The sequence below is a fragment of the Tianweitania sediminis genome (assembly GCF_017813335.1).
Lineage (GTDB): Bacteria > Pseudomonadota > Alphaproteobacteria > Rhizobiales > Rhizobiaceae > Tianweitania > Tianweitania sediminis.
This window is the reverse complement of sequence record NZ_JAGIYY010000001.1, coordinates 919,628-945,918: the sequence shown is the minus strand read 5'-3', so window position 1 is coordinate 945,918 and position 26,291 is coordinate 919,628. Positions and strand designations below refer to the sequence as shown.

The 26,291-nt window shown below is 62.2% G+C and carries 25 protein-coding genes and 1 tRNA gene; 7 read left to right on the top strand and 19 right to left on the bottom strand.

Annotated features, from left to right (window positions below):
- Window positions 1-23 precede the first annotated feature (23 nt).
- The 4 genes from mutT to J5Y06_RS04500 all read right to left on the bottom strand — a co-directional run bounded on the left by mutT (window position 24) and on the right by J5Y06_RS04500 (window position 3,536).
- Entirely contained in the window at window positions 24-440 is a 417-nt protein-coding gene (gene mutT / locus J5Y06_RS04515) for an 8-oxo-dGTP diphosphatase MutT (RefSeq protein ID WP_209333874.1), read from the bottom strand.
- The gene (locus J5Y06_RS04510; RefSeq protein WP_425348067.1) at window positions 437-1,225 is read right to left on the bottom strand and encodes a GNAT family N-acetyltransferase; all 789 of its coding nucleotides are present in this window, start codon (window positions 1,223-1,225) and stop codon (window positions 437-439) included. The genes mutT and J5Y06_RS04510 overlap by 4 nt, the downstream gene beginning before the upstream one ends.
- 5 nt (window positions 1,226-1,230) lie before the next feature.
- The gene (gene argJ / locus J5Y06_RS04505; protein ID WP_209333872.1) at window positions 1,231-2,472 is read right to left on the bottom strand and encodes a bifunctional glutamate N-acetyltransferase/amino-acid acetyltransferase ArgJ; all 1,242 of its coding nucleotides are present in this window, start codon (window positions 2,470-2,472) and stop codon (window positions 1,231-1,233) included.
- A 134-nt stretch (window positions 2,473-2,606) separates the two neighbouring features.
- On the bottom strand, window positions 2,607-3,536 hold the full coding sequence (locus J5Y06_RS04500; RefSeq protein ID WP_209333871.1) for a peptidylprolyl isomerase: 930 nt from the start codon (window positions 3,534-3,536) through the stop codon (window positions 2,607-2,609).
- Window positions 3,537-3,819: 283 nt separating this feature from the next.
- Here J5Y06_RS04500 and secA point away from each other — a divergent pair, with 283 nt between their 5' ends.
- The 3 genes from secA to J5Y06_RS04485 all read left to right on the top strand — a co-directional run bounded on the left by secA (window position 3,820) and on the right by J5Y06_RS04485 (window position 9,409).
- The gene (gene secA / locus J5Y06_RS04495) at window positions 3,820-6,570 is read left to right on the top strand and encodes a preprotein translocase subunit SecA (RefSeq protein WP_209333870.1); all 2,751 of its coding nucleotides are present in this window, start codon (window positions 3,820-3,822) and stop codon (window positions 6,568-6,570) included.
- Between the two features lie 136 nt (window positions 6,571-6,706).
- Window positions 6,707-8,119, top strand: a complete 1,413-nt coding sequence (locus J5Y06_RS04490) for a lipopolysaccharide biosynthesis protein (RefSeq protein ID WP_209333869.1) — start codon at window positions 6,707-6,709, stop codon at window positions 8,117-8,119.
- Between the two features lie 3 nt (window positions 8,120-8,122).
- A complete protein-coding gene (locus J5Y06_RS04485) occupies window positions 8,123-9,409 on the top strand; it encodes a GNAT family N-acetyltransferase (protein ID WP_209333868.1) in 1,287 nt (428 codons plus the stop codon).
- Window positions 9,410-9,489: 80 nt separating this feature from the next.
- Here J5Y06_RS04485 and J5Y06_RS04480 read toward each other — a convergent pair whose 3' ends face one another.
- A complete protein-coding gene (locus J5Y06_RS04480) occupies window positions 9,490-9,717 on the bottom strand; it encodes a hypothetical protein (protein ID WP_209333867.1) in 228 nt (75 codons plus the stop codon).
- Between the two features lie 232 nt (window positions 9,718-9,949).
- A tRNA-Leu gene (locus J5Y06_RS04475) sits at window positions 9,950-10,034 on the bottom strand.
- Between the two features lie 59 nt (window positions 10,035-10,093).
- Here J5Y06_RS04475 and J5Y06_RS04470 point away from each other — a divergent pair.
- The gene (locus tag J5Y06_RS04470) at window positions 10,094-10,735 is read left to right on the top strand and encodes a disulfide bond formation protein B (protein ID WP_245247558.1); all 642 of its coding nucleotides are present in this window, start codon (window positions 10,094-10,096) and stop codon (window positions 10,733-10,735) included.
- An 8-nt stretch (window positions 10,736-10,743) separates the two neighbouring features.
- Here J5Y06_RS04470 and J5Y06_RS04465 read toward each other — a convergent pair whose 3' ends face one another.
- Window positions 10,744-11,301: an HNH endonuclease gene (locus tag J5Y06_RS04465; protein WP_209333866.1), complete on the bottom strand. Its 558-nt coding sequence runs from the start codon at window positions 11,299-11,301 to the stop codon at window positions 10,744-10,746.
- 142 nt (window positions 11,302-11,443) lie between these two features.
- On the bottom strand, window positions 11,444-12,088 hold the full coding sequence (locus J5Y06_RS04460) for a DNA-3-methyladenine glycosylase family protein (protein WP_209333865.1): 645 nt from the start codon (window positions 12,086-12,088) through the stop codon (window positions 11,444-11,446).
- 46 nt (window positions 12,089-12,134) lie between these two features.
- On the opposite strand from J5Y06_RS04460, the gene gluQRS reads away from it, so the two are divergent.
- Window positions 12,135-13,025 carry a tRNA glutamyl-Q(34) synthetase GluQRS gene (gene gluQRS, locus J5Y06_RS04455; RefSeq protein WP_209333864.1) on the top strand — a complete coding sequence of 297 codons (891 nt, stop codon included), beginning with the start codon at window positions 12,135-12,137 and terminating at the stop codon, window positions 13,023-13,025.
- A gap of 4 nt (window positions 13,026-13,029) precedes the next feature.
- On the opposite strand, the gene J5Y06_RS04450 is transcribed toward gluQRS, so the two are convergent.
- From J5Y06_RS04450 to argH, 4 genes are all read right to left on the bottom strand, one after another.
- Window positions 13,030-15,657 (bottom strand): TIGR02302 family protein, encoded by a 2,628-nt coding sequence (locus J5Y06_RS04450; RefSeq protein WP_209333863.1) that lies wholly within the window; start codon window positions 15,655-15,657, stop codon window positions 13,030-13,032.
- Window positions 15,658-15,782: 125 nt separating this feature from the next.
- Entirely contained in the window at window positions 15,783-17,054 is a 1,272-nt protein-coding gene (lysA, locus tag J5Y06_RS04445; protein WP_209333862.1) for a diaminopimelate decarboxylase, read from the bottom strand.
- Between the two features lie 5 nt (window positions 17,055-17,059).
- On the bottom strand, window positions 17,060-17,263 hold the full coding sequence (gene lptM, locus J5Y06_RS04440) for an LPS translocon maturation chaperone LptM (RefSeq protein WP_209333861.1): 204 nt from the start codon (window positions 17,261-17,263) through the stop codon (window positions 17,060-17,062).
- Between the two features lie 80 nt (window positions 17,264-17,343).
- Window positions 17,344-18,744 carry an argininosuccinate lyase gene (argH, locus tag J5Y06_RS04435; protein WP_209333860.1) on the bottom strand — a complete coding sequence of 467 codons (1,401 nt, stop codon included), beginning with the start codon at window positions 18,742-18,744 and terminating at the stop codon, window positions 17,344-17,346.
- Window positions 18,745-18,773: 29 nt separating this feature from the next.
- On the opposite strand from argH, the gene tlpA reads away from it, so the two are divergent.
- Window positions 18,774-19,430 (top strand): thiol:disulfide interchange protein TlpA, encoded by a 657-nt coding sequence (gene tlpA, locus J5Y06_RS04430; RefSeq protein WP_209333859.1) that lies wholly within the window; start codon window positions 18,774-18,776, stop codon window positions 19,428-19,430.
- A 174-nt stretch (window positions 19,431-19,604) separates the two neighbouring features.
- Entirely contained in the window at window positions 19,605-20,687 is a 1,083-nt protein-coding gene (locus tag J5Y06_RS04425) for a GGDEF domain-containing protein (RefSeq protein WP_209333858.1), read from the top strand.
- A 61-nt stretch (window positions 20,688-20,748) separates the two neighbouring features.
- On the opposite strand, the gene J5Y06_RS04420 is transcribed toward J5Y06_RS04425, so the two are convergent.
- The 7 genes from J5Y06_RS04420 to J5Y06_RS04390 all read right to left on the bottom strand — a co-directional run bounded on the left by J5Y06_RS04420 (window position 20,749) and on the right by J5Y06_RS04390 (window position 26,192).
- Window positions 20,749-21,585 carry an outer membrane protein gene (locus J5Y06_RS04420; RefSeq protein ID WP_245247557.1) on the bottom strand — a complete coding sequence of 279 codons (837 nt, stop codon included), beginning with the start codon at window positions 21,583-21,585 and terminating at the stop codon, window positions 20,749-20,751.
- A 165-nt stretch (window positions 21,586-21,750) separates the two neighbouring features.
- A complete protein-coding gene (locus tag J5Y06_RS04415; RefSeq protein WP_209333857.1) occupies window positions 21,751-22,626 on the bottom strand; it encodes a 3-hydroxybutyryl-CoA dehydrogenase in 876 nt (291 codons plus the stop codon).
- Between the two features lie 102 nt (window positions 22,627-22,728).
- Entirely contained in the window at window positions 22,729-23,658 is a 930-nt protein-coding gene (locus J5Y06_RS04410; protein WP_209333856.1) for an electron transfer flavoprotein subunit alpha/FixB family protein, read from the bottom strand.
- A 25-nt stretch (window positions 23,659-23,683) separates the two neighbouring features.
- Complete coding sequence (locus J5Y06_RS04405; protein ID WP_209333855.1) at window positions 23,684-24,430, bottom strand: electron transfer flavoprotein subunit beta/FixA family protein; 747 nt, start codon at window positions 24,428-24,430, stop codon at window positions 23,684-23,686.
- A gap of 153 nt (window positions 24,431-24,583) precedes the next feature.
- Entirely contained in the window at window positions 24,584-25,342 is a 759-nt protein-coding gene (locus J5Y06_RS04400; protein WP_209333854.1) for a rhomboid family intramembrane serine protease, read from the bottom strand.
- A 51-nt stretch (window positions 25,343-25,393) separates the two neighbouring features.
- Window positions 25,394-25,969, bottom strand: a complete 576-nt coding sequence (locus tag J5Y06_RS04395; protein WP_209333853.1) for a cob(I)yrinic acid a,c-diamide adenosyltransferase — start codon at window positions 25,967-25,969, stop codon at window positions 25,394-25,396.
- 25 nt (window positions 25,970-25,994) lie between these two features.
- A complete protein-coding gene (locus tag J5Y06_RS04390; RefSeq protein WP_209333852.1) occupies window positions 25,995-26,192 on the bottom strand; it encodes a twin transmembrane helix small protein in 198 nt (65 codons plus the stop codon).
- Window positions 26,193-26,291: the final 99 nt, after the last annotated feature.

Sequence of the window (26,291 nt, the reverse complement as noted above, 5' to 3'; positions counted from 1 at the left end):
TTTGTTAAGAACGGCGGTAAGGATCAAAGAAGATCAAGGAGATGGGCGATCAACGGCTCGTCGGCGGGTGGCATGGGGTAGTCGCGAAGCTTGGCTGGGCGCACCCACTTCAAGGCTTGGGCATCGCGCGGCTGGGGAATGCCGGAATAGCGCCGGCAAACGTAAAGCGGCATCAACAGGTGGAAGTCGTCATAGGCATGGCTGGCAAAGGTTAGCGGAGCAAGGCACGCCACCTGCGTTTCAATCCCAAGTTCTTCGCGTAGCTCCCGGATCAGCGCGGCTTCTGGCGTTTCGCCAGGCTCCACCTTGCCACCGGGAAACTCCCATAAGCCAGCCAGAGCCTTGCCTTCCGGTCGTTGTGCAAGGAGCACGCGGCCATCCGCATCCACCAGTGCGCAGGCAACCACCAACAAGAGCTTCTTTGCGTCGGAGTGGCTCATGCGGCGGCGGCTCCCGGCGGCCGCCGGTAATGATAGCCATACACCACCTCGAACCCGATGGAGCGGTAAAGCGCAATGGCGACCTCGTTGCTGGCTTCCACCTGAAGCCAAGCGAGACGAGCGCCACGCCCCTTGGCCCATTTCAGCGCCGACAGCACCACGCGACGGCCGTAGCCGCGGCCACGCACCCGAGCGTCGGTAGCCACCTCGAACAGTCCGGCAAGATCCTTGTCATGCACGCAAATAGCGGAAGCAAGCGGATGATCCTCCGCTTCCAAAGCAAACAAGCCGACTTGGGGTTCAATGGCACGGATGATGTCGATCAAGCCGGGGCGCTGGGCGGGGCCGAGACCATGAACGGCCATAGCAGCAGCAATGAAGCGTTCAAGATCCTTGAGCGGGATCTGATCGAGTGCTTCTTCAACCGCGGCTTCAGATGTCAGATCCAAAGCCATAACAAGAGAAGGCCGCACGAGATCCCAGCCGAGCTGGTCGAAATGCGCTTCCAGCTTGTCGCCGGCCAGGGGGGATAGGCGGAAGGTCAAAGGACGACCGGCGGCAGCGAAGCGCTCGCCTGCACGCCGGATGCGGTCATCAAGGTTGGAAAGGTCGCTCGGATCAAGCGGGTTGACCGAGTTCAGCCGCTTGGCGTCGTGCCCTGGCGTCAAGCGGATCACCCATGTGCCGTCATAATGCACGTCAGCCGCCGGCCAGGCGCGAAAACCCGCCGCCTCGAAACGGCGGACGAGTCCTAGATGCTGGGCGCGGTCTGGCAGGTGGTTGATCACGGTTACGACCGGTAGTCGCCGTTGATGGCCACATATTCCTTGGTGAGGTCGCAAGTCCAAACGGTGGCGGTGCCTGCACCCAAGCCGAGGTCCACGGTGATCTCGATTTCCTCGTTCTTCATGTAGTCCGAGGTTGCTTGTTCCGAATAGTGCGGATCGCGTTCACCGTCGCGCGCAACGCGGATCGGGCCAAACGAGATCGCAAGCTTGTCGCGATCGGCAGCTTCGCCGGACTTGCCCACCGCCATCACGATGCGGCCCCAGTTGGCGTCTTCGCCGGCAACGGCGGTCTTCACCAAGGGGGAATTGGCGATGGAAAGGGCAATGCGCTTGGCAGCGGCGTCTGATTCCGCGCCCTGGACGGTGATCTGCACCTGCTTTCTCGCCCCTTCGCCGTCGCGCACGACCTGCAGGGCGAGGTTCTTGAGGAGGTCACCGAGGGCGCGCTTGAACGCGTCGAGCCGCGGATCGGCAGCGTCCGTGATGCGCGGGGCGCCCCGCTTGGCTGCTGCGCCCGTGGCAAACAGCATCAACGTGTCGCTGGTGGACGTGTCGCTGTCGACCGTGATGGCGTTGAAAGTGTCCTCGACACCAGCCGACAACAGCGCCTGGAGGACCGGGGCGGCGATCGGTGCGTCGGTGGCAACAAAGGACAACATGGTGGCCATGTCCGGCGCGATCATGCCGGCGCCCTTGGCGATCCCGTTGATCGTGACTGCAGCGCCGGCAAGATCGACCGTTGCGGTCGCGTACTTCGGATAGGTGTCGGTGGTCATGATGGCGCGGCCGGCATCCAGCCATCGATCCGCTTGGGCCGATTGCGCGAGATCCGCGAGGAGATGCGTGAAACGCGCAGGGTCGAGCGGCTCGCCGATCACGCCGGTGGAAGCCAGAAACACCTGGTCCTCGCCGCAGGACGCAGCGTTTGCCGCGGCGCGCGCTGTCGTCGCCGTGGTTTCGCGCCCCTTTCGGCCGGTGAAAGCATTGGCATTGCCGGAATTCACCACGAGAACGCGCGCCGTGCCTTGGGAAAGGTTCTGCCGGCAAAGATCCACCGGCGCAGATGGGCACTTCGAGCGGGTGAACACGCCCGCCACCTGCGTGTCGGCGGCAAAGGTCATCACGAGAAGGTCGGTGCGGTTCTTGTACTTGATGCCAGCTTCGGCGGTGGCAATCGCCACGCCTTCGATGGCAGGCATGTCCGGCATGCTTTTCGGAGCAAGAGGGGAAACAGCGGCGGACATGGTCAACTCCAGGGCGGGGCGCTCGCTTTCCATTGGCGTAAGGGCACAAGCGGCGCAAGCCTCAAGCGGCATTCTCCGCTAGAAGGCTGGGGCGCTTCAAAAAGAAAAGGGCGCCGAAGCGCCCTCTTGTTCAATCACTGCTGAGTGGCCGGCGCCGCGTCGGTCGGCGCGGCATCCGCAGGCGCCGCTTCAGGCTGGGCTTCACCGCTCTGCGCCTTGTCGATGGAATCCACGGTTGCCTTCAAGGCCGGATCGGAGATCTCCACGGTCGCGCTGGTGCGCAGGTTGCGGACGAGTTCCAGATACTTGTCGCGCAAAAGCAAGGAGCGGACCTGATCCTTTACCTGCTCGAACGCTGGCGGCTGCTGTTCGCGCTTGTCCTCGACCTTGATGATGTGGAAGCCGAACTGCGTTTGCACCGGCTCCTTCGTGTATTCACCGGCATTCAGTGCGAAGGCAGCTTTTTCGAACTCGGGGACCATCTGGTTGGGACCGAAGTAGCCGAGGTCACCGCCCTGCGCGGCAGCGCCGTCCGTGGACTTCTCCTTCGCAATTTCCTCGAAGTTGCCGCCCTCGTCGAGCTGCTTTATGACAGCCTGGGCTTCTTCCTGCGTTTTCACCAGGATGTGGCGGGCATGAACCTCGTTCACCGGCGGCTGCGCGGCAACTTCCTGGTCGTACCGAGCCCGGATAGCCTGGTCGGTAACGGCAGCGGCAATTTCCTGCTCCACGACAGCGCTGTGCAAGGCCCGCTGGCGAAGGAACTCCATGCGCTGCTTGAACTGCGGCTTATCGGCAAGGCCGTCGCTTTCCGCCTTGCTGGCAAGCAGGCGAATTTCAATCAAAGCCGACAAAGCGGCAGCACGGCGCTGGTCTGGCGGAAGCTGCGCGAATTGCGGGTCGAGATCGCTTTCGGCAAGCGTCAACTGTGCTTCCGTGATCTGGTCGCCATTGACCGTCGCAACAACGGCATCGTCCTGGGCAAAGACCATGGGGCTGGTGCCGGCCAGAAGGCTCGCGGCAAGAACGGCGCTCACGAGGGGGCGACGGAAGAACAAGAGCATGAAGTCATCTCCAGGAGGGCGATCGATGGGTCAGCCATGAGGCAAACCGGGCTGGCCGCACTCAAGGATGGGAATTGTGTCGGAATTTACGCGCGGCTACCCCGCCTCGCGCAACGTTGACAACGTATGGGGGCCCTCTTATCTCTCGCACAACCTTGCGTCCAGAACGGATTCCGGCGCGTCAATTCATCCACCTTGCCCCACTCAAACAACATCGAACCGGTGAAGAGGGAACGGGGCGGCCCGGTCCTCAACCGCGGTCACGATTGAAAGGACCACACGGATGGTCAGCTTCGGCGGCCTAGCCCGCAAGATATTCGGATCTTCCAATGACCGCCGCGTCCGCGGCTTCAATCCCCGGGTGCAAGCGATCAATGCGCTTGAAACCGAGCTGAGCGGGCTGTCCGATGAGGCTCTGCGCGGCCGCACGGAGGAGTTCCGCCAGCAGATTGCACAGGGCCGATCCGTGGACGACCTGCTTGTTCCCGCTTTTGCGACGGCGCGTGAAGGCGCCAAGCGCATCCTGGGCATGCGGCACTTCGACGTTCAGCTCGTCGGCGGCATGGTTCTGCATGAAGGCTCGATTGCCGAAATGCGGACCGGCGAAGGCAAGACGCTGGTCGCGACCTTGCCCGTTTACCTCAATGCGCTTGAAGGCAAGGGCGTTCATGTCGTCACGGTGAACGACTATCTCGCCCGCCGCGACGCCGAATGGATGGCGAAGCTTTATGGCTTCCTCGGCCTTTCCACCGGCATCATCGTCCACGGGCTTTCGGACGAAGAGCGCCGCGCTGCCTATGCCTGTGACGTCACCTACGGCACGAATAACGAGCTTGGCTTCGATTACCTGCGCGACAATATGAAGTATGAGCGCGCGCAGATGGTGCAGCGCGGTCATCACTACGCCATCGTCGACGAGGTGGACTCGATCCTGGTCGATGAAGCGCGCACGCCGCTGATCATCTCCGGACCGCTCGACGACAAGTCCGACCTCTATATCGCGGTCGATAAGTTTATGCCGTCCATGGAGGCGGAAGACGTCGAAGTCGATGAAAAGCAGCGTACGGCCATCTTCACCGAAGAAGGCACGGAAAAGATCGAAAACCTGCTGCGCGAGGCCGGCCTGCTGAAGGGCGACTCGCTTTACGACATCGAAAACGTGGCGATCGTCCACCACGTGAACAATGCGCTGAAGGCACATCGCCTGTTCCAGCGCGACAAGGATTACATCGTCCGCAACGGCGAGATCGTCATCATCGATGAGTTCACCGGGCGCATGATGCCGGGCCGCCGTTATTCCGAGGGCCTGCATCAGGCTCTGGAAGCCAAGGAGCATGTGCAGGTCCAGCCGGAAAATCAGACGCTGGCGTCCATCACCTTCCAGAACTACTTCCGCATGTACAAGAAGCTGTCCGGCATGACCGGTACGGCGTCCACGGAAGCCGAGGAATTTGCGAACATCTACAATCTCGACGTGGTCGAGGTCCCGACCAACCTGCCCGTGCAGCGTCTGGACGATGACGATGAGGTTTACCGTACGGTTGAAGAAAAATACCGGGCAATCGTGCGCGAAATCCGGGCGGCCAACGAAAAGAACCAGCCCATCCTGGTTGGCACGACTTCGATCGAAAAGTCGGAGCTTCTGGCGGATCGCCTTCGCAAGGACGGCATCCAGACCTTCCAGGTTCTGAACGCACGCCACCATGAACAGGAGGCGAGCATCGTTGCCCAGGCTGGAACGCCGGGCGCGATCACCATCGCCACCAACATGGCCGGCCGCGGAACCGACATTCAGCTTGGCGGCAATGCGGACATGCGCATTGCGCAAGAACTCGGCTCCATGGAGCCCGGCCCCGAGCGTGACGCCCGCGAGCAGGCGATCCGCGACGATATCAAGCGTTTGAAGGAAGTGGCGCTGCAGGCAGGCGGCCTTTACGTGCTGGCCACCGAGCGCCACGAGTCACGCCGCATCGACAACCAGTTGCGCGGTCGCTCCGGACGTCAGGGCGATCCCGGTCGTTCCAAGTTCTTTTTGTCCCTGCAGGACGATCTGATGCGGATCTTCGGGTCGGATCGCATGGACACGATGCTGCAGCGCCTCGGCCTCAAGGAAGACGAGGCCATCATCCATCCTTGGATCAACAAGGCTCTGGAGAAAGCCCAGAAGAAGGTCGAAGCGCGCAACTTCGACATGCGCAAGAACGTCCTGAAATACGACGACGTCATGAACGACCAGCGCAAGGTCGTGTTTGAACAGCGCATCGAGATGATGGAAAGCGAGGACGTGGGCGAAGTCGTTGCGGAAATGCGCAACGAGGTCATCGACGACCTTGTAACCAAGCACATCCCCGAAACCGCTTATGCGGAACAGTGGGACATCGAGGGCCTCACCGAAGGCGTGCGCAAGCACCTCAATCTGGACCTGCCGATCGCTGCCTGGGCCGCCGAAGAAGGCATTGCGGAAGACGACATCCGCGCCCGCATCACGGAAGCTGCCGATGCGGCGGCACAGGCGCGCGCCGAGCGTTTCGGCCCGGATGTTCTGTCCTACGTGGAAAAGAACATCCTGCTGCAAACGCTCGACCATCTCTGGCGCGAGCATCTCGTCAACCTCGACCACCTGCGCTCGGCTGTTGGCCTGCGCGGCTATGCCCAGCGCGATCCGCTGAACGAGTACAAGGGCGAGGCCTTTGAGATGTTCCAGGCCATGCTCGGCAACCTGCGCGAGGTGGTAACGGGGCAGATGATGCGTGTTGAGCTCGTGCGTCAGGCGGCGGACACGCCGCCTCCTGCTGCCCCGCAGATGTTTGGCGAACACCTCGATCCGAACACCGGCGAGAACGAGTTCGGTGATCGTGAGATTTATCAGGGCGACGGCGACCTCACCTTGGTCCGCCCGGACGAAACGCAGGTTGTTGCTCCTGAAGAGCGTGATCCCAATGACCCCGCCACGTGGGGACGCGTTGGCCGCAACGAACTGTGTCCGTGCGGGTCCGGCAAGAAGTACAAACACTGCCACGGCACATTCGCCTGAGGCAGCACGCAACCACATAAAGGGCGCCCGAGGGCGCCCTTCTTGTTTGATCCACGTGACACGAAAACAGCGCCACCGAACGCTTTCTTAGGAGTCTGAGCGTTACACCACGCCGACAAATGTCGGAGTGTTTCGCGTGCGTTTTTCGGCGGCAACGACGGCCGAGCGTTTCCTGCCGGAGCGGATGGCGAGCCGTGCTCGCCCCCTGCTGGATCAGGTCGATGCTCTGCTGATCCCGCGCAACGGGCGCGATCAGGCTGGACGCATGTCCCTGATTGCGTTCGCCATACGCATCCTCAGCGCCGCGATCGCCTTTGTCAGCCAGGTGTTCATGGCCCGCTGGATGGGCAGCTTTGAATACGGCATCTTCGTGCTGGTCTGGGTCGCCGTGCTGATCGTCGGCAACCTGTCCTGCTTCGGCTTCCACACGGCGGTGATCCGCTTCATCTCCGAATATCGCGAAACCGGCCGCGAAAACCACCTGCGCGGTATCCTGGTGTCCAGCCGCCTGTTCACGCTGCTCGCATCGAGCGCTATCGCGTTGATCGGCGCTGGCGGTCTTTATCTGTTCGCCGATGCGGTGGAGCCATACTACCTCGTCCCCTTCTTTCTCGGCATCGTGACGCTGCCGATGATCGCGCTGTCGGACACGCTCGAAGGAATCGCGCGTGCCAACGCCTGGGCGATCGCGGCCCTTGCACCCGCTTATGTGATCCGCCCTGTGCTGCTGCTCGTGTTCATGGCGGGCGCCCTGGCGCTGGGAGCCACTCCTGATGCGATCACCGCCCTGCTCGCGGCCCTGGCCGCGACATACTGCACTGCGCTTTACCAGGTGCTCAGCATCACCGGCTCGGCAGATCGCGCCGCTGGCGCGGGCCCGCGGCAAGCGGACCTGCGGGCTTGGCTTTCCGTTTCCCTGCCGATCTTCCTGATCGAAGGCTTCGTGTTTCTGTTGACCAACGCAGACGTGCTGGTGGTCGGCTTCTACATGGAGCCGCATGACGTCGCCGTTTATTTTGCGACGGTGAAAACCTTGGCCTTGGTGCATTTCGTGTATTTCGCGGTGAAAGCCGGTGCAGCCCAGCGCTATGCGCAGCTCATGCATGCTGGCGACACCGCCAAGCTTGCTACCTTTGCCCGTGAAACTGTCGCCTGGACCTTCTGGCCATCGGTTGCCATGGGTGCATTCGTGCTTGTCGCCGGGCAGCCCTTGCTGATGCTGTTCGGCCCGGAGTTCACCGCCGGCTATCCGCTGCTTTTCGTTCTGGTGGCCGGGGTCATCGCACGGGCGTCGGTTGGCCCGGCCGAAAGCCTGCTCACCATGAGCGGCCAGCAGAACATTTGCGTCGTTGTTTATGCGGGCACCCTTGCGGTCAACGTCGTCGGCAATGCCGTTCTCATCCCGCAGATCGGCCTGTGGGGAGCTGCCATTGCGACTGCCGTAGCGATGGTGTTCGAGGCTGCCGCGCTGGCGGCCGTGGTTTGGTGGAAGCTCGGGTTGCGCATGATCGTGCGCTTCGGAGCTTCAGCCGCATCGGGGAGAGATTAGTCCTTGGCCGCAACACCGCTTCTTGAAGAACTTAGCTCATCGGGCTCCGGCTCGATGGTGGCACAGCTTGCCGGCTTTGCGCCCCATCCCGTTGAACACGCGGAGCGCATCGAGGCGCTCGGCGCGATGCGGCCGCTGCGCAAACTCGCGATCTACCCCGCTTCGGCAGGGTTCGAGCTCGTCGACGAACTGGATCATCTGTGCGCGCGCACGGTGGAGCCGAACATCTTCTTCAATCCGCGGTTCCTCGCACCGGCGATGCCGCGGCTTGAAGATCGTGAAGTGCGGCTCGCCGTGATGCGCGACGGCGAAGATGCACGCTCGCGTTTGCGGCTCCTGGTTCCCTTCTCCGTGGAACGGCCGGCGGTGCCCCTTGGCGTCCCCGTTCTGCGCACCTGGTCCAGCCCGTTCGGCCCACTTGGGACGCCGCTCATCGACCGCGACGATCCCGTTGGCGTGCTGGAAGATTTCCTCACCATGCTGGGACGGACGCATCTGCGCTTCCCGAAAGTGTTGGTTCTGCCGGAGATCCGCTTGGACGGGCCTGTGGCGGGCCTTCTGCGCAATGTCAGCGAACTGAAAAATCTTCCGCTGGAACTCGCGTCTCGGGCCGATCGCCCTTATCTCCAAAGCTCGCTCGATGGCGATGCCTATCTGAAGCAGGCGCTGAGCTCGCATCATTTCCGCGAGTTCCGTCGCTTGCACCGGCGCCTTGGCGAACAAGGAAAGCTCGAACACACCACGGCTCGCAACCCCGAAGAGGTTCGGCTGGCGGTGGAAGCGTTTTTGTCGCTCGAAATGTCAGGCTGGAAAGGGCGCGAAGGGTCGGCAATGGCGGTTGACCGCTACCGGGCTGCCTTCGCGCGCGAAGCCGTTTATCGCCTTGCGCAGGGTGATTTGTGCCGTGTCCATCAGCTGAAGCTGGACGAGCGGCCGATTGCAGCGCTGATCGTGTTTGTGGAGAACGGCGTCGCCTACACCTGGAAGACGGCCTATGACGAGGCCTATGCGGCTTATTCGCCGGGTACGCTCCTGGCGATGGCCGTCACGCGCGTCCACCTGGAAGATCCCAACATCACCGCCACCGACTCCTGCGCAGTACCGGATCACCCCGTGATGAGCCGCATCTGGAGCGAAAGGGCAAGCGTCGGAACCATGCTGATAGGCTTGACGCCCGGCTCGGATCGGCTCGTGCGCCAAGCCAACCAGCAGATCGGACTTTACCGAGAAAGCCGCAACATGGCGCGGATCGTACGCAATCGCATCCGCAAGCTGATCCGCCGCCGCTGAAAAATCAGCCTCGGGCAGCTTCAAAAGAAAAGAGGTCCGGCAACGACCGGACCTCCATGTTTGCTCCCAAGCGGTGAGGGTTACGCCGCCTTCGGTCGGTCCAGGTGGATCGCCAAACCGCGCATCATCGCGGCGGTGACAACCACATCCTCAATCTCCTGATCGCTGACATGGCCCTGGGTCAGCACCATCCTGATGGCGCGGGTGGCATCCGCTGTGGAAATCGGCGCGAGCTTGGAACGGCGGGACAAGAGGTATTGCTCGACCACATCACTGATGTTGCGGGTCGAAAGCGCGATGGAGTTCATAATTGCCTCCTCAAAAATTGCTGCAAAAACAGAGCCACCACCGCGCCGAAAAGACGCGCGGAGGCTGGAACACGGATACGAACTGCAATGGATACGCTGAGCACTTGATCGTCCCGAAGGACGACAGGGGCGACCATCGCTGATCATTGGGACTTTTTTCAGAACAAACTGAGGTCTGGCCGAGAAAAAGATCGCGGAAGCCGTAAGCGCGATCAACTGCTCGGGAGAAAGGTGGTGCGGGTGGTCGGGGTCGAACCGACACTCCTTGCGGAACCGGATTTTGAGTCCGGCGCGTCTACCAATTCCACCACACCCGCAACGATGGTCGGCGAGCCGACGATCGGGGCGGACTATACGAATGCCGCGGACGCCGTCAATGGCTCCGCCGCGCGAAAAGAACGCCTCATCCAGCTTTGTTGACGGCTTGTTTGCACTTGCGCAGTTGTTCGCGGCGGCTGACGCGCGTAAGCGGTTGCCGTTCAACGAAGGGCTTTTCGTCATGGCGATCACCGATCCCGTAGCCGTCCCCCAGCAAAGGCTGGGGCTCTTGGGCTTGATCGGGATGGCCGCGACTGTGGGCACCGCCGTGGCGTTCCAGGTTCTGGGTGGCTACCTGCCATGCAAGCTCTGCTACGAGCAGCGCATTCCCTATTATGTCGCCATGCCGATCGTCGCCCTGGGAGTTCTTCTGGCCTTCCGGCGTGGGCCAGCCTTGGCGGCAAGGCTTCTGCTGCTGCTTGGTGGCCTGCTCATGCTCTACGGACTATACCTGGCGGTTTATCACGCCGGCGTGGAATGGGCCTTATGGCCTGGCCCAACCGATTGCGGAGTGGCCGTTGATGCGAGCACGAGCACATCCGGCGGCGTTCTGGACAGCCTCAATGCGGTGATCCCGCCGTCCTGCGACAAGGCGGCGTTGCGCGTCCTTGGCCTGAGCTTTGCGGGCTGGAATGCCGTTGCCAGCGCGATCCTGGCCGCGATCCTGTTACGTGCGGCCTGGGCACGCGGCTCGCGCTGAGACCCGCCTCAGGGTTCCAGTTCAACATCCCAGTAGAGATAATCCATCCAGCTTTCGTGCAGATAGTTGGGCGGAAACAGGCGACCGTTGTTGTGCAGGTCGTGCACGGTGGGCGCGAACGGCTTTTGCTGCGGCCACATCTTGGCTTCGGCGGGCATCATGCCGCCCTTGCGCAGGTTGCAGGGCGAGCAGGCGGCAACGATGTTGTCCCAGGCCGTGGTTCCGCCGCAGCGGCGCGGCACCACATGGTCAAAGGTCAGATCCTCATGGGCGCCGCAATATTGGCACTGGAAGCGATCGCGCAAAAACACATTGAAGCGAGTGAAGGCCGGATTGCGCGACGGCTTCACATAGCTTTTCAGGCACACAACACTTGGCAGGCGCATGGAAAAGGATGGCGACGACACCTCGTGATCATATTCGGCCACGATGTTCACGCGATCCAGGAACACGGCCTTGATCGCGTCCTGCCAAGACCAGAGCGACAAGGGGTAATAGCTCAACGGGCGATAGTCCGCATTGAGCACCAGCGCCGGCAACCCATCCGGGGACACCGCGATCGTCACTTACGCACCTCCCTTCGGGAAAAGCCGTTCGACTGACTGCGATAGTGTAATCCCGACATGACAGTGCTGTGAAGCCGGGAAAATAGAAGCTGACGGGTACAACTCCGGGATATCCGCAGCGCTTTTGACGCAGCGTCACCTCTCAGACGATGGGAAGCGAGTCCGTTCGGCGAATCATCGCGTAGTCCGCCCAAAACAGTCGGGCAGCGACGGACCGCCATGGCGACCATGATTCGGCAATTCGGATCAGCGCCTTTGGCGACGGCCGCGGATCGATACCGAGTACATGGCCGACCGATGTTTGCAGCGCCACATCATGCGCGGGAAAGATGTCGGGGTGGCCAGCGCAGAACAACAGGTACACTTCGGCCGTCCACGGACCGATGCCCGGAACGGCGGTGAGCTGCCGGATCGCCTCTTCCGCCGGCTGCTCCACAACATCCAGGAGATCGACGTTGCCCGCGGCGCAAGCCTTCGCCAAGGCGATCAACGTCTTGTGCTTTGCACGAGACTGCCCCGCTTCGCGAAACACGCTTTCGTCGGCGGCCAGCAGGTTTTCCGGCGTTAGTGGATCGACGAGGCTCAGGAACCGCTTGAAAATGGCATCGGCGCTGGCGCGCGACACCTGCTGCGAGGTGATGATGCCGGCCAGGCTTGCAAAGCCCGGTTTGGACAAGCGCAACGGGATGGCGCCGGCACGCGCGGACACAGCGGCGAGCCGCGGATCGGCAGCCACGAGCGCACGAAGATCTTCGTCCACATGGTCCAGCGTTTCGATGCGCCGCACCGGATCCACCCTTTTCTTGATGTTGCTTCGGCTTTAGCAACAAAGCATGGTGCCTGCCAGCCGTTCAAATCCCGTTCCCACCTACCGTTTCGCTCCGAGCCCGACCGGCCGCCTTCACCTTGGTCATGCGCTCTCGGCGCTGCTGAACGAAGCGGCGGCACGACAAAACAACGGGCGCTTTCTTCTTCGCATCGAGGATATCGACCAGGGTCGGTCCACGGAAGAAAACGTTGCGGGGATCCTCCAGGATCTCCGTTGGCTCGGCCTCCAATGGGAGGAGCCGGTGCGCCAACAATCCCGTCACATGGCGGACTATGGCGACGCGCTGGCGCGCCTGCAGCACCAGGGGCTGGTTTACCCGGCCTTTCTCAGCCGCGGCGAGGTTCGCGAGCAGATCACCGTTGCCGAGGCCTCTGGACTGAAGTGGCCGCGTGACCCGGATGGTGTGCCGCTTTACCCGACGGCGGAGCGCTTCCTCACCGATGCAGTCCGCACCGCGAAGATGGCCGAGCCGCACGCCTGGCGTTTGAACATGGACGCTGCCTTGCAAGTGGCAGGGGCCCTGACCTGGACGGAAACGGGCGCTGGACCCGGTGGTGAAACAGGGACCATTCGCGCCGACCCCGCGGCGTGGGGTGACATCGTGATCGCGCGCAAGGAGATCCCGACAAGCTACAATCTGGCGGTCGTGGTGGATGACGCCCTTCAAGGGATCACAACCGTTTTGCGCGGCCGCGACCTGTTCCATGCAACGTCCGTGCAGCGCCTGCTTCAGGTCCTGCTTGGCTTGCCTGAACCCGTTTACCACCACCACCGGCTGATCCTCGACGAGGGCGGCCGCAAGCTATCGAAAAGCATCGGCAGTCAATCTTTGAACGCGCTTCGACAAGCAGGGATGTCGCCAACCGACATCCGTCACATCCTTGGAATTGGGTAGCGAGCTAGCGAAGGTCGAGCAGCCGTTCGAGGTACTCCCGCTCCAGCTGCGGGCTGAGCGCATTGCCAAGCCGGCGCCGAATCTCTTCCAGGATTTGGCGCGCACGCTGCGCGTCGATCACATCCGGCACTTCAACCGAACTGCCGAAATCGGGGCCGGTTGTCGCGCGGGGCCGCCCGAGCGGATCACGATCGGCGCTGCGCTGGCGTCCACCCTCCTGGCCGCCGCCTTCCTGCCCTTGTTGCGCCTGCTGCTGCATCTGCTGCATCATGTCCTGCGCGCCGCGGCGCAGCGCTTCCAGCGCGGCGCCCTGTTCTCCCACCGCGCGCTGTCCCTCGGACTGGCCGAGCGCGCCTTCCGCGCGACCCATGGCTTCCCCGGCCTGGCCGAACCCTTCGCCCGGCTGGATGCCCATGCCGCGCAAGGCGTCTGTCAGGTTCTGCAGCTCCTGCTGCAATTGCCCCTGCCCTTCCTGCAACTGCTGCAGCGCTTCCGAAAACTCCTGCGGTGTCATCGGCCGGCGTTGCCCACCCTGGCCCTGACCTTGCTGACCCTGCTGTCCCTGACCTTGTTGCCCCTGCTGCCCTTGGCCCTGCTGACCTTGTTCGCCTTCGCCACTCTCACCCTGCTGCCCACGCTGCATTTGATCGAGTCGGAAGGTCTCGTTCATCATCTCCTGCTGACGCCGCATCAGCTCGCCGAGCTGGTCCATCTGCTGGCGCATCGCGTCCTGTTGCTGGCCCTGCCCTTGTTGCCCCTGCTGCGGCCGCCCAGCCTGGAGGTTGTTCATCATCTGCTCAAGCTGCGACAGAAGCTCCTGGGCCTGATCGCGCTGGCCGGATTTCGCCAGATCCTCGATCTGGTCCATCATCCGCTCCAGATCGCTTTGGCGCAGCTCTTGACCGTTTTGCGGCATCTCTTGCGCCATATTGGGGTTCTGCTGCGCCTGCTCGGCAAACTCGCGCAGAAACTCGTTCATGGCCTCACGCAGCTCAGCCATGCGCTGCTCGATTTCCTCGTCGCTGGCGCCGTTTTCCAGCGCATCCTTCAGCGCCTGCTGAGCTTGCCGCAGCCGCCGTGCGGCGTCCGACAGGGCGCCGTCCTCGATGGTCAGCGCAATTTCCCAGAGATAATCGACCACCTCGCGCAGCTGGTCGTCGCTGCTTGCCAGATCAAGCCGCGTGCGCGCCGACATGATGCCGAGATAATGGCTGTTGTTTTCGAACGTGTCTTCCGGGCGCAGCGTGATCGCGTCAATCAGGCTGAGCACGGCGCCTTTGGTGTTGGCGTCAGCGGCAAGGATACGCCGCTGCTCGATCAAGGCGCGGGCAAGCGGATTGGCAAACGCGCGCTCCGGCAGGCGCATCGCTTTCCCTTCCGCAAACCCCTCCTGCCCGGCGCCATCGACTGCCTTCAGCGTCAGATCCACCTCGCGCCCTGCCCAAGGATGGTCACTGAAATCGCGCGTCGTTTTACGCTCCTTTTCACCGCCTCTTCGCGGCAAGGCGAGCGGCATGTCCGGCGCGTCGTAAAGCGGCCGGGCATCAACTGCAGGCGGTTCGGCCGGCGTGATAACCGCTTGCGCCGATGCCACCCCGTAATCGTCTTCGAGGCTGTAAGCGAGTTCGAGGCTGCCGCTCGCCGCCCGCTTCGGCTCGTCGGTGAAGCGGATCACTGGCGGCAGATCCGGCGTCACAACGAAGGACCACTGCTGCAGCGCCGCCGTGTCGCGTTGCAAGGAAAGCACGCCGTCGCTGGCCAGCTTGGTTGTGAACTGAAGGCTGCCGCCGGTTGAAGCCGGAGCAGGCTGCGCGTCAGCCAATGCATCGTCCGGCGCGCCGAGCGGCGCGATCTCTGTCACCGTTCCGGCACCGTCGGCAAACTGCAACGCTTCATCGCCGCTGCCGCCGGTAATCCGCACGGCAACCTCGCTGCCGGCCGGCACGGTCAGAACGGGCTGCGCAAGCGCCGCATCTGCGGTCAGAAAGATCGGTGCGCGCCCGGTATAGGCCGGCGGCGTCACCCAGGCATCCACGCGCGGCGGAATCGGCGCAACACCGGGCCGCGCCTGGAACGCGTCGAACACCCGACCACCATAAGGACTAACCGAAAACGCGAAAGCGATGATCACAAGCAGGGCCACGGCTGCGCGACCGCCAAAGGGGTCACGCTCCGGCACGCTGGTTTGCGGAAGGTCGGAGGAAAGCCGCGCAAGCTTGTCGGCCATGCGGCGCTGGTGTTCGCGCCAAAGCGCCGTGGCGAAGGGGTCTTCCTTGCCCGTCAGCTGGTCCGACTGAGTCAGAACAGGGGCGTGCTGGAGGCGGTTATGCGTTTCAATGCGGCGATCAACCTCGTATCTGCGCGGCCAGCGAAAGAAGCGCAGCGGAGACAGCGAGGCCAGCGCGGCGACACCGAACAGAACAGCCAAAGCCAGGCGCAGGAACTCCGGTACGATCCGGAACAGGCCAAACCACGAGGCGGCAAGGAAAAGCCCGATCACGAGAAGAAGCGGCAGCACCAGCGGCCACAACCGCTCGGCCGCCATCACCCAGCGCGTCACGCCACGCGTGCGGCCAAGGGATGCGATCGGTTTTGACCCTTGCCGAGAATGATCCATGCTGAGCGGCGCCATCACCTATCCCGCGGCTGCCGGATGATCCGGATCCCCGCTTCCCCCCGCACGATAACAGCATATACGGCGAAGGCGAGGCGAAGGGCGGTCGCGCACCACATCGTGAAGAAACGGCTGATTGGCGCTCAGCTTCCGAGCCAGTCCGGCAGGCGATCGAGCCCGATCAGCTCGTCGTAGGTTTGGCGCGGACGCACCACCGCGAAGCGGTCCCCAGACACGAGAACTTCCGGCACAAGCAACCGGGTGTTGTAGGTTCCGGCTTGAACGGCGCCATAAGCCCCGGCCGTGAAAACAGCCAGGAGATCGCCGGCTTCAAGCACCGGCAGATCGCGGTCCTGTCCAAGGAAGTCGCCCGTTTCGCAAACAGGTCCCACCACATCGCAGCGCAATCGCCGCGCGGTGTGCGGTGCTTCCACGACCGGCGCGATGTCGTGCCAGGCGTCGTAAAGCGTCGGCCGGATGAGGTCGTTCATTGCGGCGTCAACGATCAGGAAGTTCTTGGCTTCGCCTTCCTTGCGGAAGATAACGCTTGTTACGAGGACCCCTGCATTGCCGACGATCAGGCGGCCCGGCTCGAAGATCACCTTCAGGCCAAGTGGACCGACATGTTTGTGGACGATCTGCGCGTAAGCGTCGGGCAGCGGCGGCGGCTCATTGTTGCGCTGGTACGGGATGCCCAACCCGCCGCCAAGGTCGACATGGCGGATGGCGTGGCCGTCTGCACGCAACTGCTGCACGAGTTCCACAAGCACGGCGAAGGCATCGTCGAAAGGCGCGAGTTCGGTGATCTGGCTGCCGATGTGCATGTCGATGCCAGCCACGCGTAGTCCGGGCAACGCCGCGGCACGCTTGTAGGCTTCGCGCGCACGGTCACGCGGAATGCCGAACTTGTTTTCCGCCCGGCCGGTGGAAATCTTCTTGTGTGTTCGGGCGTCCACATCCGGATTGATGCGCAGCGACACCGGCGCATCGCAGCCTGCGTAAATGGCACGGGCAGACAGAAGTTCGAGCTCCGGTTCGGATTCGACGTTGAAGCAGTGGATGCCGGCCCGAAGCGCGAAATCCATCTCGGCCGCCGTTTTGCCGACGCCGGAAAACACGATCTTTTCGGGTGGGATGCCAGCCTGCAGCGCGCGGCGGAGTTCGCCTTCCGACACGACATCGGCGCCTGCGCCAAGGCGCGCGAGCGTTGCAATCACGGCCTGATTGGAGTTCGCCTTCAGAGCGTAGCAGACCGTCGCGTCGAGATCGGCAAAGGCGCGCGAAAAAACGGTGAAGTGTCGCTCGAGCGTGGCCGTGGAATAACAATAAAACGGCGTGCCAACCGCTTCCGCGATTGCGCGAACGGACACGTCTTCGGCAAACAGCTCGCCGTCGCGGTGTTGGAAATGGTTCACGTGAATCAGATCAACGGATCGAGAATGAAGCGGCGCTCGGGTGCGGGAGGCGGTGCAGGCTCGGCCGGCTGGTTGATGCCGATGCCGGTGTTCTGACGCGCCGCATTGGCCGCTTCGCTCGGCGTATCGAGATCAGCCTTTCGGCCGCAGCCGCCGAGGGCAACGGCGGCAACAAGCGCCACCAGGCAGAGGGAGCGGGAAAGGGTCATCGAGCAATCCATGCAACGAGAGCGGAGTTCCTGTTTCGCAATGCACGAGAAGGCCGCTTCTTGGCAAGCGTCCTGCGCGCTCAGACAGCCTGCAGGCGTTCACGCCAATACGCGATCTGCTTTCGCACTTGATCCGGTGCGGTGCCACCAAACGAAGTGCGGCTGGCGACCGAGTTCTCCACCGTCAGGACATCAAACACCGCATCTGTAATGCCGGGGTGAATGGCTTGCAGGTCGGCCAGCGTGAGCGCGTCCAACCCGACCTTCCGGCTTTCGGCCAGTGCGACCGCGCGGCCGGTGACATGGTGGGCTTCGCGGAACGGCAAGCCGAGCGCGCGCACCAGCCAGTCCGCGAGATCGGTGGCCGTGGAATAACCGGAGCCCGCAGCGCGCGCCATGGCCTCCTTTTGTATGGCCATGTCGCTCACCATTCCGGTCATGGCGGCAATCATCAGGTCGAGCGTTTCGGCGGCATCGAAGACCGCTTCCTTGTCTTCCTGCATGTCCTTGGAATACGCGAGCGGCAGGCCCTTCATCACTGTGAGCAGCGCAATCAGATGGCCATTGATGCGCCCTGTCTTGGCGCGTGTCAGCTCGGCCGCGTCCGGGTTCTTTTTCTGCGGCATGATCGAGGAGCCGGTGGAAAACGCGTCCGACAACCGGATGAAGCCGAATTGTGGGGTCGACCAGATCACGATTTCTTCCGCCAGGCGCGACAGGTGCGTCGCGCAGATCGCGGCGAGGGACAGAAACTCTAGCGCAAAATCGCGATCCGAAACGGAATCGATGGAATTGCGGGTCGGTTCACGGAAGCCCAAAGCATGGGCCGTCATGTGCCTGTCGATGGGAAATCCGGTGCCGGCAAGGGCCGCAGCACCCAGCGGGGATTCATCGAGCCTGGCGCGCGCGTCACGGACGCGCGACAGGTCGCGGCCGAACATCTCGACATAGGCCATGCAATGGTGCCCGAAGGTCACAGGCTGGGCGGTTTGAAGATGCGTGAACCCCGGCATAACGGTTGCCGCATGCTCGTCGGCGCGACCGAGAAAGGCGTTGATCAAGCCTTGCAGCGCATGATCGAAACGCTGCAACTCGTCCTTCACCCAAAGCCGGAAGTCCACCGCCACCTGGTCATTGCGCGACCGCGCCGTGTGCAGTCGCCCTGCTGCCGGTCCGATCAGTGTCGCCAGCCGGCTTTCCACATTCATGTGGATGTCCTCGAGCTGGCGCGAAAAAGCAAAGGTACCCGCTTCGATCTCACCTTGGATCGTGCGCAGGCCCTCGGCGATGGCGCGCTGATCTTCTGCCGAAATGATGCCTTGTTTCGCCAGCATCTCGCTGTGGGCGATCGAGCCGCGGATGTCCTGCGCGTAGAGTGTCTTGTCGAAATCGATGGAGGCATTGATCGCTTCCATCACGGCGGCCGGCCCCGAGGCGAAGCGTCCACCCCACATTTCGTTACTGGCGTTGTGATCGGTCATCGTTATAACGCGGCCCCGGAGACGGATAGATGGTTGAGCGCACCAAACATTTTCCGGCAAAGCGCTGGATCGCGGTTGCCACGCTGGCAGGCGCCCTTGCAGGTGCGGTTGCCGTATACTTGAGCGGTACCGAAACTGGCAAGCTTGCCTCGGCCGAGGATCGTGCCTGTGCGGCGAAAACAGAGAAGGCGCAGGCTGTGGGCGCCGCCGCGACCGGCGAAGTGGCAGCCATGCTGGCGGCCGATCCTTCGCAGGCGCTGGACGACCTTGCCTTCCACGGACCGAATGGCGAACCCCTGACTGTCGCCGACTTCAGGGGAAAAACCGTTCTTCTCAACCTTTGGGCAACCTGGTGCGCGCCGTGCCGCGCAGAAATGCCTGCTCTCGATGCGCTTCAAAGGAAGGAAGGCGGGCAAGACTTCGAAGTCGTAGCCGTCAACATCGATCAAGGTGATGACAGCAAGCCGAAGAGCTTCCTTGCCGAAACGGGTGTTTCGTCTCTCAACTACTATCGCGATGCGACCCTTGGCATTTTCAACCAGACCAAGGAGCGCGCGCTGGCGCTCGGGCTGCCTGTGACGCTGCTGATAGACGACGACGGGTGCTTGCTGGCGCATATGAACGGGCCTGCCCATTGGGACAGCCCGGACGCCTACCGCCTGCTGGAGGCTGCGCGCCAGAATTGATTCGCCGGCCCTGAGCCTTCCTAAGGTTGCATGACTTTAACGCAGTATTAGAAATGCGGCATTAAAGTCATACGAGTGACAGTACTGCATGGGGGTGCGGTCGTCGCAAGACATCTGCTAACCGCCGGGACTGGCGCGTCAGATGGTGTTGTTGTGTGGGCTAGTGGGGATCGAATGCAGCCTGCAAATACAAAAGCTGTCGGTGGAGCCGATATCGCATCGACGATCGTATCTGCGATGCGAGAGCTGCACATTTCGCCCGTGCCACGCAACTACGAATTGATCTACGAAGCCTATGTCGGCACCAATCACGCTCTAGGGGCTGAACTCCTTGCGCTCGGCGATAAGCCGACGCAGGACGAACTGGATTCTCTTTCCGAGCGCCACCTTTTGGCGGCGAGCGGCGTTGCAGCGGTGGAACAAGCCCGCGACAAGATCGCCCGTGAAGCCGAAGACATCATGCTGCTGCTTAGCCGCGAAAAGCTTTCGTTGGAAAAATACGGCCGCATTCTCGACAAAACGCAGGACGGCCTGCGGTCAACGCAGGCGCTGACCCAGGACATCCTGCAAAAGATCGTCGGCATCATCACCAACGCCACCGCCTCGACGATCGACCAGGGCCAGCAGACCTTTGCCAGCATGCTCGACAAATCAGCCGAGCTGGAAAAGGTGAAATCCAGCCTCGAAGAATACAAGCGCCTTGCAGACACCGATGCGCTGACACAGCTTTTCAACCGCCGCGCTTTCGACACGGCGCTGGCACGGCTCTTTGGGTCACCGTCCCTCCGGAGCAATGCGGCCCTCCTCCTGGCCGACATCGATCGCTTCAAGGAAGTGAACGACCGCTTCGGCCATCCTGTCGGCGACCAGATCCTGCAGATCGTGGCCGGCATCCTGCGGGCGCATGGAGGTCAGCGGGCCATGGTTTCGCGAACCGGCGGTGAGGAGTTTGCGCTTCTCCTGGACAAGACGACGACGGAAGCTGCTGCGGCCTTTGCGGAACAGATCCGCCGTTCCATCGAGGAGACGCCCTTCGTCAACAAAGCGAATGCATCCAGCTACGGCCGCATCACGATCTCAATCGGGTTGTGCATGGGCGCTCAGGCTGAAGGCGCCGCCGACCTGTATTCAAAGGCCGATCGGGCCTTGTACATGTCGAAAGTGAAGGGACGTAATCGCGTCAGCGTTTACGGCGAACAGGCGGAGGTTCGCGAAAGCGTGCCGGGCAAGAGCTGGCTACTTTACCGCAAAGACTAACCTCAAGCCTCCAAACAAAAAAGCCCGCCAATGGCGGGCTTTTTCTTTGGTCGTGAAGCGATCAGAAGCGGTAGGAAATCTTCGCCTGGATCGTGTGGAAGTCGAAGTCGTCGTCCGAACCCGTCAGGTTTGTGCCGCCCGGGTTGCTGCCAACTGCACCACCAACGCCGCCGAAGGGGCCGCCCTGGAGATTGGCGTTGAAGTCGTTGTCGCCGAGGTTGGTGTAAAGGTACTCGAGACCGAACGACACGTTCTGCGTCATGCGCATTTCAACGCCGCCGCCGACCGTATAGCCGAAGTCGGAGTCCTGACCGCCGGAGGTGGAAACGGTGCTTGCCGGTGACAGAGCGCCCTGGCGATAGTTGAAGTCGACGTCGCCGTAAGCCACACCGCCCGTTGCGTAGGCAAGGAAGCGGTCATTGGCGAAGGAATAGCCGAGGCGAGCACGCAGCGTGGCGAGCAGATCAAGCTCGCGCTCGATCACATACTCTGCCGGCGAACGCGAGAAGGCGCGCTGTTCGTCGCCCAGATCGGTGTAGGAAACATCGAGGATACCACCGATCACGATGTTGCCGATCTGGTGATCGTAACCAATGTGAGCGCCGCCAACGAAACCGTCGTCAAAGTCGCCGTTGGCGTTGAAGCTCGAACCGGCAGCAGCACCAGCGGGGGTGAAGGCGCCGATCAGGCCCGGGTTCGTGAAGGGGCTGAGCTGAACTTGGCCATCATCGCCGAAGCCGTAGCCAGCCTGCAGACCCACATACACGCCGCTCCAGCCTGTGGAAGCAGGAACTTCCATGACCATCGGTGCAGGTGGCTCTTCCATTACCACGTCGGCCGCGAAAGCCGGGAACGTCAAAGCTGCAGTGGAAGCAGCGAGCAGAAGTTTCTTGATCATTGGGCGGGCCCCTCTCTTTCTCAGGTTGTGCCGAGCAAGGGAACAACTAGTCGGCCCGCCTGAAAGTTTCTCCTCACAAACGCGTATATCGCGTTTGGAGGCCGGTCTGTTCGCGCTTGATGCATATATGTCACGGAATCGACCATCCCGCGCACAAAAGCCCGTTCAGCGGGTCGGAACGGGCGCCTCGCCGCGGTAATCATAGAAGCCGCGTCCCGCCTTGCGGCCGAGCCATCCGGCTTCAACATACTTCACCAGAAGCGGGCAAGGCCGATACTTGGAATCGGACAGTCCGTCATGCAGCACCTGCATGATCGACAGGCACGTATCGAGGCCGATGAAATCCGCCAGTTGCAGCGGCCCCATCGGGTGATTGGCGCCAAGCTTCATCGCCGTATCGATCGCTTCAACGGTGCCCACGCCTTCGTAGAGCGTGTAGATCGCCTCGTTGATCATCGGCAAGAGGATGCGGTTGACGATAAAGGCCGGGAAGTCTTCCGCCGTCGTTACCGTCTTGTCGAGCGTGCGCACAAAGGCGCGGGCTTCCTCGAAGGTCGCATCTTCGGTTGCGATGCCGCGAACCAGTTCCACCAGCTTCATGGCTGGCACCGGGTTCATGAAGTGGATGCCGATGAAGCGTTCGGGACGGTCGGTTTGCGCGGCCAGCCGTGTGATCGAGATGGAAGACGTGTTGGTGGCCAGCAAGGCCGACGGGTTCAGGATCGGGCAAAGCTGCGCAAAGATCTTGCGCTTCACCGTTTCGTCTTCGGTGGCAGCCTCGATCACGAGATCGCAATTGGCGAGGTCTTCAACGGCATGCGCCGGTTTGATCAAGGCGACCGCGGCATGGCGCTCGTCGTCGGTCATCTTGCCGGACGCAACGCTCCTGGCAAGGTTGCCGTTTGCGGTCGCAAGTCCCGCTTCGATGCGGTCCGCCGAAATGTCGAACAGTTGCACCCTGTACCCGGCCACTGCGGCGACCTGAGCAATGCCGCTGCCCATCTGGCCCGCGCCAATGATGCCCACTGTTTCGATCGCCATTATGCGCTCCCGCCTGCCCTGCAGCTATCCTGCCGCTTGGTGAAACAAAGGCGGGACCGATGATCCCGCCTTTGGCATCTTGACGAAGTTTGGTGACGAAAGTCAAAGCGCCTTTTCAAGCTCGGGCAGGATCGTGAAGAGGTCGCCCACCAGGCCGTAATCGGCAACCTGGAAGATCGGTGCCTCCTCGTCCTTGTTGATGGCGACGATGATCTTCGAGTCTTTCATGCCGGCCAGGTGCTGGATGGCGCCCGAAATGCCGCAGGCGATGTATAGCTCGGGCGCAACCACCTTACCGGTCTGGCCAACCTGCCAGTCGTTCGGTGCATAGCCCGCATCCACGGCAGCGCGTGAAGCGCCGATCGCAGCACCGAGCTTGTCGGCCACGGGCGTGATCACCTCCTGGAACTTTTCCGAGGACCCCAGCGCACGACCACCGGAGATGATGATCTTGGCCGACGTCAGTTCCGGACGATCGCTTTCCGACAGGCGGTTCTCAACGAAAGTCGAGAGGCCCGGATTGGCCGCAGCCGATGCGTTTTCCACCGACGCGGAACCGCCTTCGCCCGCCGCCGAGAAGGAAGCGGTACGCACAGTAATCACCTTCTTCGCATCGCTTGATTGCACGGTCTGGATGGCGTTGCCGGCATAGATCGGACGCTTGAACGTGTCGGCCGACACCACTTCGATGATCTCGGAAATCTGCATCACGTCGAGCAGGGCAGCGACGCGTGGCATCACGTTCTTGCCCATGGATGTCGCCGCGGCGACGATCGTGTCATAGCCGTCGGCCAACGCAACAATGGTTGCAGCGAGCGGCTCGGCAAGGCGCTCGGCGAGGTCATCGCTGTCAGCGAGGAGCACCTTGCGCACGCCCTGGAGCTTGGCCGCAGCATCGGCAACAGCCTGCGCGCCCTTTCCGGCGACCAGCACGTCGACATCGCCGCCGATCTGGGTTGCGGCGGAAAGCGCCTTGGCTGTCTGGTCCGACAGCGACGCATTGTCATGTTCTGCAACGAGGAGAATGGCCATGGTGTGTATCCTTTCTTCCCAAACCTCAGATCACGCCGGCGGACTTCAGGCTGGAAACGAGTTCCGCCACGTCCTTGACCTTGACGCCCGCCTTGCGGCCGCCCGGCTCTTCGGTCTTCAAAACGGTAAGGCGCTGCTTCACCTCGACGCCAAGATCGGCAGCCGACTTCTCGTCAAGCGGCTTTTTCTTCGCCTTCATGATGTTCGGCAGCGACGCATAACGCGGCTGGTTCAAGCGCAGGTCGGTTGTGACGATCGCCGGCATCTTGACGTTCACCACCTGCAAGCCGCCATCGACTTCGCGGGTGACCTTGGCACTGTCGCCGTCGATTTCGAGCTTGGATGCGAAGGTCGCCTGGCTCCAGCCAAGAAGCGCCGACAACATCTGGCCCGTCTGATTGGCGTCGTCGTCGATCGCCTGCTTGCCGAGGATCACGAGGCCGGGTGCTTCCGCATCCACCACGCCCTTGAGGAGCTTGGCGACCGTCAGCGGCTCGGTGGTCTCCTCAACCTTCACCAGGATCGCGCGGTCCGCCCCCATGGCAAGGGCGGTCCGCAGCGTTTCCTGCGCCTGCGCCGGTCCGATCGAGACAACGATGATCTCTTCGGCCTTACCGGCCTCCTTGAGGCGGATCGCTTCTTCAACCGCGATTTCGTCGAACGGGTTCATCGACATTTTCACGTTGGCGAGTTCAACGCCCGATCCGTCCGACTTGACGCGGATCTTGACGTTGTAATCGACCACCCGCTTCACCGGGACCAGGATCTTCATCGTCAACTACCTTTGCTTGTTCAAAAAGCTGCGCGCTCGGTAACAGGCGTTGGCTGCACTGGCTAGCCGTAAGCCGACATGCGCGCTCCAAAAAAGGACGCCGAAGCCCTATCGCCGTGCGCGGCTTCCCGTCAACACCTAACACCTGTTTGGCTAGGGCGAGACACGCCGTCGCACCCGTGGCACGCTGCGCACCTGCGCGTCTGTAACCACCGCGCGCGGCGTAACGATGGTGCTGTCCATCAGCGGGATTTCCGGCAAGCGCAGAAGAAAAACAAGAACGCCGCCGCAGAGGATGCCACCCACATGGGCAGCCCAGCTGACCTGGTCTTCCGGAAAGAACAGGAACATGCCGATTTGAAAAACAATCCAGAGCGCCAGAGCAATCCAGGCCGGCAGCCGCAAGGGAATACGGCCAAACGCCAGGATCCAGATCTTCACGCGCGGGTGCAGCACCAAATAAGCAGCGACCACGCCCGCAATCGCGCCCGATGCACCGATCAGCGGGACCTGCGAGTCGGGTGCGACAAGGAAGTGAACCGCTCCGCCCGCCACGGAGCAGGCAAGATAAAACAGGACGAAGCGGGCATGGCCCATGGCGTCTTCGACATTGTCGCCGAACACCCAAAGAAACAGCATGTTGCCGCCAAGGTGAAGTAGGCCACCGTGGAGAAACCCGTAAGTGGCGAAGGTGGCGAGGTCCGGCACGATCACCATGAAGTCGGGGCGTTCGGCGATGCCGGAGATCGTGGACGGGATCAGCCCGAAACCGAGGATTGCCACCTCTTCGCGGGCTACCCCGCCGAAAAAGCCGAACAGATAAACTGCGATGTTGAACCCGATGATGCCGAGCGTCACATATTGCAGCTTGATGCGCTTCAGGGTGTTGGCGTCATGCAGCGGGATGAACATGCCGCTCTAAGCCCTCGATAAGCAGGAATTGATCTCGCCGTGATGAGGCCGTCAGCGGTTCTGCCCCGGCACCCAAAGCACGTCCTTTGCACCATCGTCGTTAACCGCGCGTGCAGCCACGAAAAGGAAGTCGGACGCACGATTGATGTAGCGCAGCGCTTCGGGGCTGACGGCTTCGCCATCAAGCGATGCAAGAGCCACCATGTGACGCTCGGCGCGACGCGCTACGGTGCGGGCGAGATGAAGAGCGGCGGCCGCCGCTGATCCACCTGGAAGAACGAAGCTCTTCAGCGGCGGAATAGCTGCGTTAAGCGTGTCGATCTCCTGTTCCACGCGGTCAACCTGCGCCTGCGTGACGCGCAGGGGCTCGTAGCCGAGCTCCGCATCCGCAACGGGTGTCGCGAGGTCCGCCCCGAGATCGAAGAAGTCGTTCTGCATGCGCTCCAGCATGGCGTCGACGGGTTGCCCTGCAAGATGAACGCGAGCCAGTCCGATGCAGGAATTCGCTTCGTCCACCGTGCCATAGCTTTCCACCCGCAGATCAGCCTTTGACCGGCGCGGCCCCGCAGCGAGGCCGGTCGTCCCGTCGTCACCGGTGCGGGTGTAAATCTTGTTGAGCTTTACCATGGTGACTATGTCGTCTCATACGCGTTCAAGCAGCGCGCTGTGAAAACCAGTACGCAGCCATGATCATAACCAAGGCCACAAACTGGAGGAAGACACGCGCCTGCATCAGCTTGTTGGACGTGGTGCCAGACCCGCCCTTCATCATCACAACGAGGCCGCGCAAAAGAACAACGGCGACCGCGACCATGAAAAGCACGGCCAGCATGTTGAAAACAACAGACATGATCTTCCTTTCGGGATTAGCCGGTCGGTCCGGCTGGCGCTCTGCGCCTCTGCGACCCACCCTTCGTGCCCTATATATAGGAAAGCTGAGCCGCAAATG